Below are 14,077 nucleotides of genomic sequence, written 5' to 3' on the forward strand. Positions count from 1 at the left end.
CACGCTATGCGTGTTGGGTTCCATGAAAGTAGAATAAAACTGGAAGCTATCAAATGAGCGAAACCAACTCCGCGGAACTTAGCGAACAGATCGGTGCAAATTTGCCTTATTTGCGCCGTTATGCACGTGCACTGACCGGCTCGCAGGAACGCGGCGATCAGTACGCGGTGGCAGCGCTGGAAGCGGTATTGAGCGATCCCAGCGTTTTCGACGCCTCGATCGCGTCCAAGACGGCCCTGTTCAAGGTTTTTCAACCGATCTGGGCGACGTCAGGCGCGGTGTTTTCGGACGACGAGACCGGGCTTCAGGCGAAAGCCCAGGCGCACCTGGCGAAGTTGACGACCAACACGCGCGAGGCTCTGCTGCTTCATACGATCGAAGAGTTCAGCTTTGCCGAAGTGGCCGTGATCATGGACATTTCGGAAGACGAGGCGCGGTCGCTTGTCGATATCGCCTATGACGAGATGTCGAGCGTTCTGTCGGGACGCGTGATGATCATCGAGGACGAGGCGATCATCGCGATGGACCTCGAGGGGATCGTCGGCGACATGGGGCACCGCGTGACGGGCATCGCCCGCACCGAGGCCGATGCGCTGAAGCTGTTCAACGAGGAAACGCCCGACCTGATCCTGTCGGACATCCAGCTGGCCGACGGTTCCAGCGGGATCGACGCCGTCAATGGCATCATGGAAAATGCGCCGGATGTTCCCGTCATCTTCATCACGGCGTTCCCCGAACGCCTGCTGACCGGCGAAGGGCCGGAGCCGGCATTTTTGATCCCGAAACCGTACCAGTCGGACCAGGTCCGCTCGGCGGTGAGCCAGGCGATGTTCTTTTCGTCGACCGAGACGCTGAAGGCCTGACGCCCGCGTCAGCGCGTTGCATTGAAAAAGCCCCGGCGTGCGCCGGGGCTTTTTTCGTCGGGCAGGGCTGCAAAGAAAAAGGGCCAGCGGTGTCGCCGGCCCCTGCCGCTGCGTCGGTGGTGCGGGCGGGTCACCAGTGGGTGCGGTTGAAAGCCCGCGCCACCAGGGCAATCACGAAGAGCACCATGAAGATCACGAACAGCACCTGAGCGATGCCGGCCGAAGCCGACGCGATGCCGCCGAAGCCGAAAATGCCGGCGATGAAGGCTACGACCAGAAATATAAGGGCCCAATGAAACATTTGCTCGATCCTTCGATTACAGTCGATACGCGACCATAACGATCAAGCGGCGCGCGGGTTCCGGTGGATGTTCGCGCGTTGGAGGAGAGTTGCCTATTGCGGGTCCGGCTGCGGGTCCTGCACGTCCACGGCCGTGATGCCGCCCGAAATTGCCCCTTCGAGATCGATGTCCGTGAAGGGCCGCGACACCACACGCAGGCTTGGGGAGCCCGCCGCGGCGCCGCTGTCGTCCAGCAGCACGATGTGTGTGCGTTCGGCGCTGAGCGCCGTCAGCAGGTTGCCGCGATCCTCGGTATCCGGCAGGCCGATGAAGGCGAAGGAAAAGTGCCTTTCGCTGAGCAGTACACGCGCACGGTCGGTATCGCTCTCGACGATCACCTCTCCGAGTGAGCGCGACTGAGCGAAGTCCGCCAGATCGGCGGCTTCGAGCGTTTTACGTGAAGACACAAGCACAAGGTCCTCGCGCGGCGATGTATTTTGCATTTACTACCCCCTCGGTATTGGGCAATCATTGCACAGAATCATGACGTCCACATTAAACTGCGACATAGATGGAAAAGATGGCCGTTGATTGCGCGACCTGCCCGCTGAGAGAACTTGACCTGTTCGGGCCGATGTCGGACGAAGAGCTTGAATTCATGAAAAGTTTCAAGACCGGCGAACTGACGGCCGAGCAGGGCACCGAGATCCTGGCAGAAGGCGCCTCGTCGACGCAGCTCTACACCGCGCTGAGCGGGATGGGGATACGCTACAAGACGATGGAAGACGGCCGCCGGCAGGTGGTGGGCTTTGTGCTGCCGGGCGACTTTGTCGGATTGCAGAGCGGCGTCATGGGAGAAATGCAGCATTCGGTCGAGGCCACGACGACGATGAAGCTGTGCGTGTTCAACAGGTCCGACTTCTGGCGGCTGTTCAAGTCGCAACCGAAGCGGGCGTTCGACCTGACGCACCTGGCCGCGCGGGAAGAGCAGATGCTGGGCGAGGCGCTGGTCACGATCGGGCAGATGAACGGGGTGACGCGCGTGGCCTGGGCGCTTTACAGGTTCTTCCAGCGGCTGCGGGCGCTGGACATGATGAAGAACGGCCGTGTCCCGCTGCCCTATCGCCAGCAGGATCTGGCCGATGCGGTGGGCCTGTCGCTGGTGCATACGAACAAGACCCTGACGCGTCTGCGAGAGGCGGGTGTGGCGACCTGGCAGGACGATTTCCTGGTCGTGCACAAGGAACAGGAACTGGCCCGCCTGGGCAACGTGGAACCCGATACGATCTCTTCGCGTCCTCTTATCTGAATGATGGAGGATATCGCCCGTGGCAGAGCGGCTGGTCTATTACCCGGACAGCAACCCCGGTATTCGCCGCGAGAAGCGGGGGCGGGGTTTTTCGTATATCAACGTGGACGGCACGCGCATCGACTGCCCCAGGAAGCGGCGCGAACTGAAGGCGCTGGCGGTGCCGCCGGCCTATACGGATGTGTGGATGGCCCCGATGGCCAACGCGCATCTGCTGGCCACCGGGCGTGACGCGCGGACGCGCAAGCAATACAGGTATCACCCTGACTGGTCGGCGCAGCGGTCGCAGACCAAGTTCGACGGCCTGGGCACGTTCGCGCGTAGCCTGCCGCGTCTGCGGCGCTGGATAGATCACAACCTGTCGGGCGACGTGGGCAGCGAGGACATGGCGGTGGCCGCGGCGCTTGCGCTGATCGACCGGGCGGCGTTGCGGCCCGGCGCGAAGAGCTATGCGGACGAGAACCGGACCTACGGCGCGACCACGTTGCAGGCGCGCCACATGAGCATCGAGGGGGACTCGGTCGAGCTGTCGTTCAAGGGGAAGGGCGGAAAGCCGGTCGAAAAGACCCTGAGAGGCACCAAGCTGGCCAAGGTGCTGGAAGCGTGCCAGGACCTGCCCGGGCCATCGCTGGTGTCGTGGGTGGACGAGGAGGGAAACGCGCGCGCGGTGTCGTCCGAGCAACTGAACGCGCGCCTGGAGGCGCTGTGCGAGACGCGCGCCACGGCCAAGACGCTGCGCACCTGGCATGGCACGCTGGCGGCGTTCCTGGCGGCGGAGGACGCCGAGGAGATCAGCATCAAGATGCTGGCCGGGGCCGCCTCGGAGCGGCTGCACAACACACCCGCCATCGCGCAGAAGAGTTACGTTCACCCCGATGTGCTGGATCTGGCGCGGTCGGACACGGGCGCGCGCAAGCGGAAATTGCCGCCGATCGAGACCGCGCGGGACGGGTTTCGGCGCGGCGAGGAGGCGCTGATCAAGTTTCTTTCGTGATCGCCAAGTTTTTTCGGAACCGCGCACCAGCGGCAGCGTTGGGCCAGTGAAACGAGACGGAATAGGAGACGATATGTCAGCACCCGAAACAAATCTGGAAACGCAGAAGAAACGCCACATCGGTCCGCTTGGCGGCATGTTGCTGGTGGTTGCGTTCGCCGCGATCCTGTTCGGGCTGTTCTACATTTTCGCAACCAGCGACGACCCGACAGATGAGGGTGCCTCTGCACCTGCAGCGACCAGCGAGGAACCTGCAGCCGCCGAGGACACCAATTGAGCGGTGCAGACCGGCACCGCGGCAGACATCATCGTGCCGGGTCTGTTCGTGGCTCTGAACCTTGTACTCGTCGCCTTCGGCATCGCGTCGAAGAACAGAATGAAACGGCAAGAGCGCGCGGACCGCGCGACTGACGCCAAGACATAGCGCTGACTGCATCCCCGTCCCCTGTCAGCGCGGCGCGCCCGACGCGCCCAGCACCGCAGTCCGTCCCAGACTGCGGTGCTTTATTTTCTGGGAACCGTAATTGATTTCAGTCGTTTACAGGATGAACCTTATGAGAGGGGAGTAACGATGAAACGCTTTGCACTTGCCGTACTGATGGGAACGCTGCCCGTGACCGCGACCGCTGGATCACTGGCGGACGAGTTGAAGAACTACGTGGTTGCGGTGGACGTGGCCGCGCTGGACGACGAGGCCCGCGCCGAGCTTCGGACCATCATGGACGACCCGGCGAAAAGCCATGGCAACAAGGTACTGAGCGTTCACACCGTTCTCGATCGGAACAACGCGCTGCGTGATGTCGACATTCACGGCGGCCCGCTGGACGAAGGCGAGGCACAGGTCGATCTGGCTTCGCTCGACTAAACGAAATCGCTGGAACTGAGCGTCCGACATGCGCGTGCCCGTAGCCCGGGCGCGCGCTTTTTTCATGCGCGGCGTTCTCAGCGCTGTTCTTCTACTTCCGGCATGACCTGGGCGTAGGTCAGAACGGTGAAGATCATCGTGCCGCCCACCACGTTGCCAAGCAGGACGGGCAGGAAGAAATCCAGGACGGCGGGGCCGACCGCGAGCTGGCCCTGGACCATGAGGTAGGCCATTTCGACGGATCCGGCGATGACATGGGTGAAGTCGCCGAGCGCGATGAGCCAGGTGAAGAGCACGATCAGCCCGATCTCGTTGCGCTTGGACGAGGGCAGCATCCAGACGATCGCGGCGATCAGCACGCCGGCGGGAATACCGCGCATGAAGCCTTCGAACGCAGGAAAGCTGGTGGCGTGTTCGCTGAGTTCGCCGAAGGCGGCCGCGACCGGCTCTGTCAGCACGCCGCCGTAGGCAAAGAACGCGGCGGCGATGAAGGCGCCGACGATGTTGGCCACCAGAACCGCGCTCCACAGCCGGGCGGTGCGGCCTATGGTGTGGGCGCACGGGTCGATCATGACGGGAACGACCGTGGTGATGGTGTTTTCCGTGAAGAGTTGCAGGCGCGCCATGATGACCAGCACGAAGCCCAGCGAATAGCCGAAATTCTCGACGATGTAGGCCCATTGCGCATCGGGCAGGTGGGCGCGCAGCAATGCCTCGGTCAGGACCGAAAAGGAAATCAGAAGACCGGCAGCGATGCCCGAGAACCACAGGGCAGTCATCGGGCGCTCCAGCTCTTCCTCGCCGTTGCGGCGGATCGACTCGAAGATCAGGCGGGGCGACAGGGCCGCGGCCTCTTCTACGGCTTCCTTTTCCTTTTCCTGCTTGATCAGATCGTTATCGGTCTTCGACATTACCCACTCCGGTCATCGCACTTTGCCTGCACATATCGCGGTTACACCGCGCGTGCGGGAACAAATAGGGCTGCGCGACGTTTTATCCCCAGCATAATTCGGAGAGACCGTCATGGCACAGTCGAACGGTTCGTCCATCAAGGACGAAGACACTTACGAGGCGCTGCGCGACAAGGGCTACAGCAAGTCCAAGTCCGCGCGGATCGCCAATGCCCAGGCCAATGACGACATGGCCCCGTCGAAGAAAGGCGGCAAGGCGCCGCCATATGAGGAATGGTCGAAAGCCGAGCTTTACGATCAGGCCCAGAACGTCGGCATCGAAGGTCGGTCGGACATGACCAGGGAAGAGCTGATCGATGCGCTGAGGCGTGACTGAGATGGCGATTTCTCAGGGCGATACGGTCAAGTGGGACTGGGGCAACGGCTCCGGCCAAGGTGAGGTCAGGAAGGTCTACACCCAGAAGACGACCGTGAAGATCAAGGGATCCGAGATCACGCGGGACGCCGACGACGACTGCCCGGCGTACCTGATCGAACAGGAAGACGGCGACGAGGTGCTGAAAAGTGCCAGCGAAATCCGCAAAGCCTGAAACAAACGTGAGACTGACGCGTTAAACACGCAGAAAAGGAGACAAAAATGTTGGAGATTGGTGGCCTTGGCGGCCTTATCGTTCTGGTCCTGGATATCTGGGCCCTGGTGAATATCATCGGCTCGAGTGCCTCGACCGGCAAGAAGGTTCTGTGGAGTTTGCTGGTGATCATCCTGCCGATTATCGGCTTCATCATCTGGCTGATCGCAGGCCCGCGCAGCGCGGCGGCCTCGAAGGTATAGCTGCACTGAAAATCTGAATTTGCGGGGCGCATCCGGTGGATGCGCCCCGTTTTCGTGTCGCGCCGTCCGGGGCAAGGACGGGCAATTTCTATTTCCGATAGATTTGTTTGGGTATTGAGTGTCCGGGCCGGATGTGAGAGACATTTGCCAAAGCGTCCCCAAGCCGAGACCCGTCTTTTGCCAGGCCGACGCACGAACATGACCGGCTGCAGAAGACCGGGGATGCACACGAAAGCGCGAGTTCAGGGCGAGCCGCGTTCCGAATCCCCCATCTTCCGCGATAGTCACGGCCGTGAAGCGCTTGACCGCGCCGAGAATTGGTTTGAAACGTGGCCCGGCCTGCGTCCTGCGGGATGCGGCGCGGATCACGTGAAAGGGAGACGCGAGATGAAAAGGTTCACCACCGCCCTGATGGCGATGCTGACGGGGGTCGCCGGCATGCAGGCCGCAGTGGCGCAGGAAGAAGAGCTGGGCGAGGCCGTCCTGATCGAGCTCAACGCCACCAAGGCGAACGAGAGCAGCTGCACGCTGACCTTCCTGGTGATAAACGGCCATCCCACCCAGATCGACAAGGCGGTTTACGAGACCGTGCTGTTCGACAGCGAAGGCCAGGTGGATCGCCTGACTTTGTTCGATTTCGGCACGCTGCCCCCGGGGAGGCCGCGTGTGCGGCAGTTTTCCGTGCCCGGCATGGCCTGTGACGGGCTGGGCCAGGTGCTGATCAACGGCGCGCATACCTGCGAGGCGGCCGAGCTGCCCGACACCGCCTGCGAGACCGGGCTGAAGCTGGAGACGCGCACGAATATCGAGGTGACGGGATGAACGGGATTCTGGAAAGCCTGCGCCAGGTTGCGGACCTGGGCGGTCCGGTCGTCATGATCCTGCTGGCGGTGTCGGTGGTCACGCTGGCCACGGTGCTTTACAAGCTGTGGCAGTTCTCGGCTGCCGGGGTGGGACGGCACAAGGCGATGAAAGAGGCGGTCGAGGCCTGGGACGAGGGTGACCTGGCGGCCGCGCTGGCGGCGCTGAAGCAATCGAAGAGCTACCTCGCTCCGGTGGTCGAGATGGCGTTTTCCGCGCAGCCCCAGGACCGCAAGCGGCTGGAGGCGGAGGCGGAATCACGGTTCGCGCGGCTGGAGCGCGGCTTTCGCCTGCTGGACAGCGTGGCGCAGCTGGCGCCGCTGCTGGGCCTGTTCGGCACGGTTCTGGGCATGATCGAGGCGTTCCAGTCGCTGCAGGAGGCCGGGGCGCAGGTCGATCCGTCGCTTCTGGCGGGCGGTATCTGGGTGGCGCTGCTGACCACCGCCGTGGGGCTGGCCGTGGCGATGCCGACCTCGATGGTGCTGAGCTGGCTGGAGGGCCGGATGGACGGCGAGCGTGTCACCGCCGAGCGGGCGATTTCGACGGTACTGCATCCGCAGGGCCGCGCGGCGCCTGCGGCGGATTTCGAAGCGGAGCCGGGCCGTGCGTAAGACCTCGCGGCGCAGGCGCTTGTCGATGACGTCGCTGATCGACGTGATCTTCCTGCTGCTGTTGTTCTTCATGCTGTCATCGACCTTTTCGCGCTTTGCGGAGGTCGAGCTGGCCGCCGCGGGCGCGGGGGGCAGCGGCAGCAGCGAGACCAAGATCAGCTTTCTGCGCCTGAGCGACGAGGACCTGAGCCTGAACGGACAGCAGGTCGAACTGGACGGGTTGAGCGCCGCCTTTGCCGAGATGCCGCAAACCGACGAGGCGCGGCCCGTGGTGGTCAGCCTGCGCGACGGCGTGACGGCGCAGCGCCTGACAGATCTGCTGGTCGTGCTGCGCGGCATCGAGCGCGTCAGCATCAGCGTGCTGGGGTCCTGAGATGCGCAAGGCCAAGACATCCTCGCGCCGCGAACCCACGATCGCGCTGATCAACATCGTGTTCCTGATGCTGGTCTTCTTCATGGTGGCGGGCACCCTGTCGCAGCCGCTGGACAAGGATCTGAGCCTGGTGCGGACGGCGGACCTGGAAGGGCGGTCGCCGCCCGACACGCTGGTGGTGCATCCCGACGGGCGGATGAGCTTCCGCGGCGACGATATTGCCTCGGCCGAGGACTTCCTGGCGCGGCGCAGCGAGGAAGACCGCGCGTTGGTGCGCGTGGTGCCGGACCAGGAGTTGTCGGCGCAGACGCTGGTGAACCTGGCGCGGGACCTGCGCGGCGCGGGGGCGGAGCGCGTGGTGATCGTCACGCAGAGGGGGCTGGAATGATCGCTTCGTCGCGTCTTGTGAAAACCGTGGCCGTGACGGCGGCGCTGGTGCTGCATGGCACCGTGGTGGCGGCGGTGTTCCAGGGCGAGGCGATAGAGATCGAGGGCGATGCGGGCGGCGTCGAGGCCAGCATCGGCAACAGCTTTGCCGACATGGCGGCGGGGGTGATGACGCCCGACGCCACCGAGGAGGTCGTCGAGGAAACGCCCCCGGAAGAGGTCTCGGCGCAGGACATGCCCGAGGAAACCGCACAGGACCGGCCCGAGGACACGTCGCCCGACATTGATCCGCAGGAGACCGCCGAACCTGTCGAGCAGGCCGAGACCGCGCCGGTGACGCCGACCGAAACGCCCGTCGAAAACGTGCCGGAGCCGGTCGAGGCCCAGTCTGTCGAGCAGGCGGAGATTACGCCGAACGTGCCGCTGGTGCCCGTGACCCCGTCGGAGTCCGTGCCGGAGGAAAGCGTGCAGCCGACAGAGCCGGAGCAGGCGGAAATCCTGGAGCCGGTGGACGAGGCGCCGAGCGCGGTGACCCGGTCGTTGCGGCCCAAGCCGCGCAGTGCGGAGTTCGAGAAAGCGCACAAGCCCGAGCCGCCGAAGGCGCAGCCGAAGCGGACCGAACCGAAGCCGCAACGCACGACGCAGTCGAAGCCGAAGACCCAGCCCAAGGGCAACGCGCAGCAGAACGCGCGTGCGGGCAGTGCCTCGGGGACACAGACGCAAACGAGATCGACGGCGCAGGGCTCGGGCAAGTCGCAGGCCACGGGCAATGCCGCGGCCAGCAACTATCCCGGACAGGTGATGCGGAAGATCTCTCGCGTGCCGCGTCCACGGGTGGGCAGCCGGGGCACGGCGGTGGTGGCGTTCCGCATCGGCGGCAATGGCGGGCTAGCGGGACTGTCGATTGCCCGCAGCTCGGGCTCGGCCAAGCTGGACCAGGCGGCGCTGCGGATGGTGCAGCGCGCCGCGCCCTTCCCGCCGCCGCCCGCAGGGGCGCGCACCAGTTTCTCGATCAACATCAAGGGCAGCTGACGGCGCTTACCGGACGATCCGGTGGTTGCTCAGGCCCCAGTCGGTGTAGAGATCGGCGATGATGGTGCCGAACTGCGCCTCGGCCGTGTCCAGCGCGCCGCGCGTGTCGTGCGATCCGCCGAAGATCGCCGCCGGGTCGCCGACCGAGATACCGTCGAGGCCGGTGACATCGGCCACGGTGGTGTTCATGGAAATGCGGCCCAGGACGGGGGCCTCGTGCCCGCCGATCAGGACGGTGCCGGTGTTCTGACCAGCACGGCGGACACCGTTGGCATAGCCGATGGACAGGCACGCCAGGCGGCGGGGCGTGTCGAGCACGCAGGTGCGGTCGTAGCCCACCGTGGCGCCCGCGGGGTAATCGGCCACGCTGACCACGCGGGTCTTGAGGGTCATCGTGGTCTGAAAGCCCCATTCGGGTTTGAGGATGCCATAGAGCAGAGCGCCGCAGCGGTACATGTCGGTCTGGACCGGCTGATCGGAGACCAGCGTGAGCGAACTGCCGGCGTGGACGAGGGTGTCTTCGCGCGAGAGGTTGCCCTGGTCCAGGACCCAGTCGGCGTGCTGTTGAAAGAGCGCGGCGCTGGCGCGCAGCTCGTCGGGCGCATTGTCGGGAAAATGGGTGCAGATGGCCGTGATGCTGTTGCCCAGCCGGTCGAGAATGGCGCGGCAGGCGGCGCGGCCCTCGTCGGTGCCGATTTCCAGCCCGTCCCGGGACATGCCCATGGCGTTGAGCGACAGGTGGGCGCGGACGGGCGCGCCGGACTTCTTCAGCGCGGCGAGGTTCTCGGCCGCCTCGACCGTGCCGACCTGTTCCTCGACCCCGTCGGGCAGGGCGGCGCGGGTCTCGATCGGCGTGGCGGCGCGCAGGCGGATCAGCTGGCCGGTGTAGCCTGCGTCGCGCACCGCGCGCGCCTCGGCGTTCGAGGTGATGGCGATACAGTCGATGCCGTGGGCGCGGACCAGGGGAACGACGGTGGCGATGCCGTGGCCATAGGCGTCGGCCTTCAGGACGGCGCAGAAGCGGCGGCCCTTGGGGACGCGGGCCAGGGCGATGCGGATGTTGGCCTCGATCCGGTCGCGGTGGACCTCGCACCACGCGTCGGGGATCGCGGGGTCGGTCATGTGTCGGGCAGGCCCAGAAGGCGGTCGACAATGCCGGCGAGCTGGTCGGTCACGACGGGCAGGAGCGCGTCGGGGAAGTCGTAATCCGGGTTGTGCAGCTGGGGCATGTCGGTTCCCGCGCCGACATAGAGCATCGTGGCCTTGGCACCGTCGTCGCCGATGCGGCCGAAATCCTCGGACCAGCGCATGGGGGTGGGCAACTCGTTGACCCCGTGCCCGAGGTCATGGGCCGCGCGGCGGGCGATCTCGGTGGCGTCGGCGTCGTTGACCACGCCGCGAAAGACGTCGTGCCAGTGGATGTCGGTGACAAGGTCGCCCTGGGCCTGGGCGACCTTGTCGAGGGCCGTGTCTATCAGCTGATCCATGCCCTCGTTGGTCATCGTGCGCAGTGTCACGCGCAATTCGCCATCGGCGGGGGCGATGCCGAAGGCAGGCTCGCCCAGGTTGGCGTGGGTGAGGGTGGCGAGGGTGAAATCGGCGTCGGCGATGGTGCCGCGGCTGAGCGCGGGCAGGGCGGTCATCAGGCTCGCCATGGCGGGAGCGGGCGAGAGGCCGTCCTCGGGCAAGGCGGCGTGAGAGCTCTTGCCGGTGAGCAGGATCTGCATCCCGCGCGAGGCACAGTTCGCGGGGCCGGAGCGCAGACCGATCTCGCCCAAGGGCAGCCCCGGGACGTTGTGGTAGGCGAAGGCGTAGTCGGGGCGGAACTCGGCCCATTGCGGGTCTTCGATGACGGCCTGCGCGCCTGCGCCGGTTTCCTCGGCCGGCTGGAAGAGCAGGATGACGCGACCCTTGGCGGGGCGCGTGGCGAGGCGCATGGCGACGCCCATCAGCGTGGCCATGTGGCCGTCATGGCCGCAGAGGTGACCCTTGCCGTCGATCTGCGAGGCATGGGGGATGTCGTTGATCTCGCGGATCGGCAGACCGTCGAGTTCAGAGCGCAGAAGGACGGTGGGGCCGGGCGCGCGCCCGGTGAATTCGGCGGCGACGCCGTGGCCGCCGAGGCCCTGCCAGATGCGGTCGGCCCCGAGGGCGGTGAGTTCGCGGGTGATGCGTTTTGCCGTCTCGACCTCGTCGCCCGAGACCTCGGGCTGGCGGTGCAGGTCCTGGCGCAGGGCGGTGAGGTAGGCGATCTGGTTGGAGGGGAGCGTGGTCATGGGATCCTCAGAAGATTTCAAGAAGGCCGGCGGCGCCCTGGCCGCCACCGACGCACATGGAGACGACGCCCCACCTGGCGCCCCGGCGGCGGCCTTCGAGCAGGATATGCACGGCCATGCGCGCGCCGGACATGCCGTAGGGATGGCCGATGGAGATGGCGCCGCCGTTGACGTTGAGCCTGTCGTCGGGGATGCCGAGGGTGTCGCGGCTATGGAGGAGTTGCGCGGCGAAAGCCTCGTTAATTTCCCAGAGATCGATGTCGTCCGTGGAGAGTCCGGCGCGGTCGAGCAGGCGGGGGATGGCGTGGACGGGGCCGATGCCCATCTCCTGCGGCGCGACACCGGCGACGGCGAAGCCGCGTAGCGCGCCGAGGGGCGTGAGATTGCGGCGGGTGGCTTCTTTTTCGGACATCACTACGAGGGCGGCGGCGCCGTCGGAGAGCTGGCTGGCATTGCCGGCGGTGATGGTCTTGCCCTCGCCGCGTACGGGCTGGAGGTTGGCCAGCCGTTCGGCGGTGGTGTCGGGGCGGTTGCATTCGTCCTCGGCGAGGCGGACGGGCTCTTCGTGTGTTTCCTTGGTGGTCTTGTCGGTGACCAGTTTGGTGGTCTCGACGGGGATGATTTCGTCGGCGAAGAGGTCGGCTTCCTGCGCCTTGGCGGTGCGCTGCTGGCTTTGCAGGGCATAGGCGTCTTGTGCGGCGCGGGTGACGCCGTAGCGGGCGGCGACGACCTCGGCCGTGTCCAGCATGGCCATGTAATAGCTGTCGGGCACGGCGGGGTCGCGGTAGCGGTGGGCGTTCCAGTGGTCGTTCTGGACGAGGGAGATGCTGTCGAGGCCACCGGCGAGGGCCACGTCCACGCCCTCGGCCCGGACCATGTGCGAGGCGATGGCGAGCGCGTTGAGGCCCGAGGCGCATTGGCGGTCGATGGTGGCGCCCGCGACGCTGTCGGGCAACTGTGCGGCCTGCGCGATGTGGCGGGCGACGTTGACGCCGGAGGTGCCTTGCGTGAGGGCGGCGCCGAAGATGGCGTCCTCGACCTCGGCCCCCTCCAGCCCGGCGCGGGTGAGGGCGGCGCGGACGGCGGGGGCGGCGAGGCTGGGGGCCGTGAGATTGTTGAAGGCACCGCGATAGGCCTTGCCGATGGGCGTGCGGGCGGTGGAGACGATGACGGCGTCGCGCATGTGTCAGGCCACCTCGGTGCCGCACCAGTCGGCGATGAAAAGTGCGGTGGTCTGGGTGACGCGGCGGAGGCTTTCGAGGTCGACCCGCTCGTTGAAGCCGTGGATCGCCTCGGCCCGGGGGCCGTAGACCAGCGCGGGCGTGTCGGCGTAGAGGCCGAAGAAGCGCGCGTCGGTGGTGGCGGTAATGGACTCGCGGGTGAGGGGGGTGCCGGTGACGCTTTGGTGTGCGGATTCGAGTGATGCGACGGCGTTGGTGGCGATCTGCGAGGTGTCGCGGGAGAGCGCATACCCTTCGGCGTGGAAGCCGTGATAGACGATCTCGGGCGGGGAATTGCGCAGGAAGGCGTTTTGCTGCGCGGCGTCGCGGATGACCTGTTCGACTTCCTGCTTGGCCGCGTCGAGGGACTGGCCGGGGAAGAGGCCCATGCGGACGTCGAAAACGGCCCAGGCGGGAACGGAGCTGGTCCAGTCGCCGCCCTGGAACTTGCCGATGTTGAGGTTGAGCGCGTGGTCCATGTGGGCGTATTCGGGCGGGCGGTGCGCGGCCTCGTTCCAGCGATGCTCCATGTCGTGCAGGGCCTGGATCAGCGGAAAGGCGGCCTCGATGGCGTTGGCGCCGGTGCCGGCATAGGCGACATGGGTGGGCCGTCCCTTGAGGTGGACCTGGAACCACAGGACGCCAAGCTGGGCGCTGACCAGTTGTTCGGCGAAGGGTTCGGGGATGAGGGCGGCGTCGGCTTTGTAGCCGCGCGCGAGGCAGGCGAGCGCGCCGTTGCCGGTGCATTCCTCCTCGACGACCGACTGGACATGCACGTCCGCCGCCGGGGCGAGGCCGCAGGCGCGGAGCGCGTCGAGGGCGAAGAGGTTGGAGGCGAGGCCCGCCTTCATGTCGCCGCCGCCACGGCCGTAGAGCCAGCCGTCTTTCACGTGCGGCTCGAAAGGCGGGCTGTCCCACATGTCGAGCGGGCCGGCGGGGACCACGTCGATATGGCCGTTGAGGATGAGGGAGCGGCCCTTGGAGGTTTTCGAGCGATGGGTGGCGACGACGTTCACGGCGTCCTCGTAGGGGCCGAGGACGGGGGAGAAGCCGGGGAGGTGCCGGATGTCGTCGAGGTCGATCTGCCAGCGGTCGATCTCGTAGCCGCGCGCGGCGAGTTCCGTCGCCATGAAGTTCTGTGCCGATTGCTCGTTGCCACGGGTCGAGGGGTGGGAGGTGAGCTCGGTCAGGAACGCCACCTGCCGGTCGAAGCCGGCGTCGACGGCGGCGCAGAGGCGGGTCTTGAGGTCTTCGGTCATGGT

At 66.0% G+C, this 14,077-nt stretch carries 20 protein-coding genes; 13 read left to right on the top strand and 7 right to left on the bottom strand.

The window, feature by feature from the left end:
- Positions 1–53 precede the first annotated feature (53 nt).
- The gene (locus tag KUV49_RS07855; protein WP_152496194.1) at positions 54–863 is read left to right on the top strand and encodes a response regulator; all 810 of its coding nucleotides are present in this window, start codon (positions 54–56) and stop codon (positions 861–863) included.
- Between the two features lie 130 nt (positions 864–993).
- Here KUV49_RS07855 and KUV49_RS07860 read toward each other — a convergent pair whose 3' ends face one another.
- Together KUV49_RS07860 and KUV49_RS07865 are read right to left on the bottom strand one after the other, a co-directional pair.
- Complete coding sequence (locus tag KUV49_RS07860; RefSeq protein ID WP_152496193.1) at positions 994–1,164, bottom strand: DUF1328 domain-containing protein; 171 nt, start codon at positions 1,162–1,164, stop codon at positions 994–996.
- A gap of 93 nt (positions 1,165–1,257) precedes the next feature.
- Positions 1,258–1,647 (bottom strand): hypothetical protein, encoded by a 390-nt coding sequence (locus tag KUV49_RS07865; protein ID WP_222449469.1) that lies wholly within the window; start codon positions 1,645–1,647, stop codon positions 1,258–1,260.
- 77 nt (positions 1,648–1,724) lie between these two features.
- Here KUV49_RS07865 and KUV49_RS07870 point away from each other — a divergent pair, with 77 nt between their 5' ends.
- The 4 genes from KUV49_RS07870 to KUV49_RS07885 all read left to right on the top strand — a co-directional run bounded on the left by KUV49_RS07870 (position 1,725) and on the right by KUV49_RS07885 (position 4,312).
- On the top strand, positions 1,725–2,453 hold the full coding sequence (locus KUV49_RS07870; protein ID WP_222449470.1) for a Crp/Fnr family transcriptional regulator: 729 nt from the start codon (positions 1,725–1,727) through the stop codon (positions 2,451–2,453).
- Between the two features lie 19 nt (positions 2,454–2,472).
- Positions 2,473–3,447: a DNA topoisomerase IB gene (locus tag KUV49_RS07875; RefSeq protein WP_315899486.1), complete on the top strand. Its 975-nt coding sequence runs from the start codon at positions 2,473–2,475 to the stop codon at positions 3,445–3,447.
- A gap of 73 nt (positions 3,448–3,520) precedes the next feature.
- Entirely contained in the window at positions 3,521–3,724 is a 204-nt protein-coding gene (locus tag KUV49_RS07880; protein ID WP_222449471.1) for a hypothetical protein, read from the top strand.
- Between the two features lie 294 nt (positions 3,725–4,018).
- Complete coding sequence (locus KUV49_RS07885) at positions 4,019–4,312, top strand: hypothetical protein (RefSeq protein WP_222449473.1); 294 nt, start codon at positions 4,019–4,021, stop codon at positions 4,310–4,312.
- A 77-nt stretch (positions 4,313–4,389) separates the two neighbouring features.
- On the opposite strand, the gene KUV49_RS07890 is transcribed toward KUV49_RS07885, so the two are convergent.
- On the bottom strand, positions 4,390–5,223 hold the full coding sequence (locus KUV49_RS07890) for a formate/nitrite transporter family protein (protein WP_222449474.1): 834 nt from the start codon (positions 5,221–5,223) through the stop codon (positions 4,390–4,392).
- Positions 5,224–5,335: 112 nt separating this feature from the next.
- Here KUV49_RS07890 and KUV49_RS07895 point away from each other — a divergent pair, with 112 nt between their 5' ends.
- The 8 genes from KUV49_RS07895 (at position 5,336) to KUV49_RS07930 (ending at position 9,319) form a co-directional block, all read left to right on the top strand.
- Positions 5,336–5,599: a Rho termination factor gene (locus KUV49_RS07895; RefSeq protein ID WP_222449475.1), complete on the top strand. Its 264-nt coding sequence runs from the start codon at positions 5,336–5,338 to the stop codon at positions 5,597–5,599.
- Position 5,600: 1 nt separating this feature from the next.
- Complete coding sequence (locus KUV49_RS07900; protein WP_222449476.1) at positions 5,601–5,813, top strand: DUF2945 domain-containing protein; 213 nt, start codon at positions 5,601–5,603, stop codon at positions 5,811–5,813.
- A gap of 47 nt (positions 5,814–5,860) precedes the next feature.
- Positions 5,861–6,055: a PLDc N-terminal domain-containing protein gene (locus KUV49_RS07905; protein WP_222449477.1), complete on the top strand. Its 195-nt coding sequence runs from the start codon at positions 5,861–5,863 to the stop codon at positions 6,053–6,055.
- 387 nt (positions 6,056–6,442) lie between these two features.
- Positions 6,443–6,877 carry a hypothetical protein gene (locus KUV49_RS07910; RefSeq protein ID WP_222449478.1) on the top strand — a complete coding sequence of 145 codons (435 nt, stop codon included), beginning with the start codon at positions 6,443–6,445 and terminating at the stop codon, positions 6,875–6,877.
- Entirely contained in the window at positions 6,874–7,527 is a 654-nt protein-coding gene (locus KUV49_RS07915) for a MotA/TolQ/ExbB proton channel family protein (protein ID WP_222449479.1), read from the top strand. Before KUV49_RS07910 ends, KUV49_RS07915 begins: the two co-directional genes overlap by 4 nt.
- The gene (locus KUV49_RS07920) at positions 7,520–7,900 is read left to right on the top strand and encodes an ExbD/TolR family protein (protein WP_315899487.1); all 381 of its coding nucleotides are present in this window, start codon (positions 7,520–7,522) and stop codon (positions 7,898–7,900) included. The genes KUV49_RS07915 and KUV49_RS07920 overlap by 8 nt, the downstream gene beginning before the upstream one ends.
- A 1-nt stretch (position 7,901) precedes the next feature.
- Positions 7,902–8,288, top strand: coding sequence for an ExbD/TolR family protein (locus tag KUV49_RS07925; RefSeq protein WP_222449481.1), 387 nt, complete (start codon positions 7,902–7,904; stop codon positions 8,286–8,288).
- Positions 8,285–9,319 carry an energy transducer TonB gene (locus tag KUV49_RS07930; protein ID WP_222449482.1) on the top strand — a complete coding sequence of 345 codons (1,035 nt, stop codon included), beginning with the start codon at positions 8,285–8,287 and terminating at the stop codon, positions 9,317–9,319. The genes KUV49_RS07925 and KUV49_RS07930 overlap by 4 nt, the downstream gene beginning before the upstream one ends.
- Positions 9,320–9,325: 6 nt before the next feature.
- Here KUV49_RS07930 and KUV49_RS07935 read toward each other — a convergent pair whose 3' ends face one another.
- Genes KUV49_RS07935 through KUV49_RS07950 form a run of 4 tightly spaced genes read right to left on the bottom strand, consistent with a single transcriptional unit; the run spans position 9,326 to position 14,074 of the window.
- Entirely contained in the window at positions 9,326–10,441 is a 1,116-nt protein-coding gene (locus tag KUV49_RS07935; protein ID WP_222449483.1) for an alanine racemase, read from the bottom strand.
- On the bottom strand, positions 10,438–11,595 hold the full coding sequence (locus KUV49_RS07940) for an amidohydrolase (RefSeq protein ID WP_222449484.1): 1,158 nt from the start codon (positions 11,593–11,595) through the stop codon (positions 10,438–10,440). The genes KUV49_RS07935 and KUV49_RS07940 overlap by 4 nt, the downstream gene beginning before the upstream one ends.
- Before the next feature lie 7 nt (positions 11,596–11,602).
- The gene (locus KUV49_RS07945) at positions 11,603–12,778 is read right to left on the bottom strand and encodes a thiolase family protein (RefSeq protein WP_222449485.1); all 1,176 of its coding nucleotides are present in this window, start codon (positions 12,776–12,778) and stop codon (positions 11,603–11,605) included.
- Positions 12,779–12,781: 3 nt separating this feature from the next.
- Positions 12,782–14,074, bottom strand: coding sequence for an ArgE/DapE family deacylase (locus tag KUV49_RS07950; RefSeq protein ID WP_222449486.1), 1,293 nt, complete (start codon positions 14,072–14,074; stop codon positions 12,782–12,784).
- Positions 14,075–14,077: the final 3 nt, after the last annotated feature.

Source organism: Roseovarius atlanticus (genome assembly GCF_019802205.1).
GTDB lineage: Bacteria > Pseudomonadota > Alphaproteobacteria > Rhodobacterales > Rhodobacteraceae > Roseovarius > Roseovarius atlanticus_A.

Bases quoted from the DNA above. Each gene is read 5' to 3' on its own strand.
- KUV49_RS07935 (WP_222449483.1), bottom strand. From the start codon at position 10,441: ATGACCGACCCCGCGATCCCCGACGCGTGGTGCGAGGTCCACCGCGAC.
- KUV49_RS07930 (WP_222449482.1), top strand. From the start codon at position 8,285: ATGATCGCTTCGTCGCGTCTTGTGAAAACCGTGGCCGTGACGGCGGCG.
- KUV49_RS07950 (WP_222449486.1), bottom strand. From the start codon at position 14,074: ATGACCGAAGACCTCAAGACCCGCCTCTGCGCCGCCGTCGACGCCGGC.
- KUV49_RS07855 (WP_152496194.1), top strand. From the start codon at position 54: ATGAGCGAAACCAACTCCGCGGAACTTAGCGAACAGATCGGTGCAAAT.
- KUV49_RS07860 (WP_152496193.1), bottom strand. From the start codon at position 1,164: ATGTTTCATTGGGCCCTTATATTTCTGGTCGTAGCCTTCATCGCCGGC.
- KUV49_RS07890 (WP_222449474.1), bottom strand. From the start codon at position 5,223: ATGTCGAAGACCGATAACGATCTGATCAAGCAGGAAAAGGAAAAGGAA.
- KUV49_RS07880 (WP_222449471.1), top strand. From the start codon at position 3,521: ATGTCAGCACCCGAAACAAATCTGGAAACGCAGAAGAAACGCCACATC.
- KUV49_RS07900 (WP_222449476.1), top strand. From the start codon at position 5,601: ATGGCGATTTCTCAGGGCGATACGGTCAAGTGGGACTGGGGCAACGGC.
- KUV49_RS07895 (WP_222449475.1), top strand. From the start codon at position 5,336: ATGGCACAGTCGAACGGTTCGTCCATCAAGGACGAAGACACTTACGAG.
- KUV49_RS07915 (WP_222449479.1), top strand. From the start codon at position 6,874: ATGAACGGGATTCTGGAAAGCCTGCGCCAGGTTGCGGACCTGGGCGGT.
- KUV49_RS07865 (WP_222449469.1), bottom strand. From the start codon at position 1,647: ATGCAAAATACATCGCCGCGCGAGGACCTTGTGCTTGTGTCTTCACGT.
- KUV49_RS07945 (WP_222449485.1), bottom strand. From the start codon at position 12,778: ATGCGCGACGCCGTCATCGTCTCCACCGCCCGCACGCCCATCGGCAAG.
- KUV49_RS07870 (WP_222449470.1), top strand. From the start codon at position 1,725: ATGGCCGTTGATTGCGCGACCTGCCCGCTGAGAGAACTTGACCTGTTC.
- KUV49_RS07910 (WP_222449478.1), top strand. From the start codon at position 6,443: ATGAAAAGGTTCACCACCGCCCTGATGGCGATGCTGACGGGGGTCGCC.
- KUV49_RS07885 (WP_222449473.1), top strand. From the start codon at position 4,019: ATGAAACGCTTTGCACTTGCCGTACTGATGGGAACGCTGCCCGTGACC.
- KUV49_RS07905 (WP_222449477.1), top strand. From the start codon at position 5,861: ATGTTGGAGATTGGTGGCCTTGGCGGCCTTATCGTTCTGGTCCTGGAT.
- KUV49_RS07925 (WP_222449481.1), top strand. From the start codon at position 7,902: ATGCGCAAGGCCAAGACATCCTCGCGCCGCGAACCCACGATCGCGCTG.
- KUV49_RS07940 (WP_222449484.1), bottom strand. From the start codon at position 11,595: ATGACCACGCTCCCCTCCAACCAGATCGCCTACCTCACCGCCCTGCGC.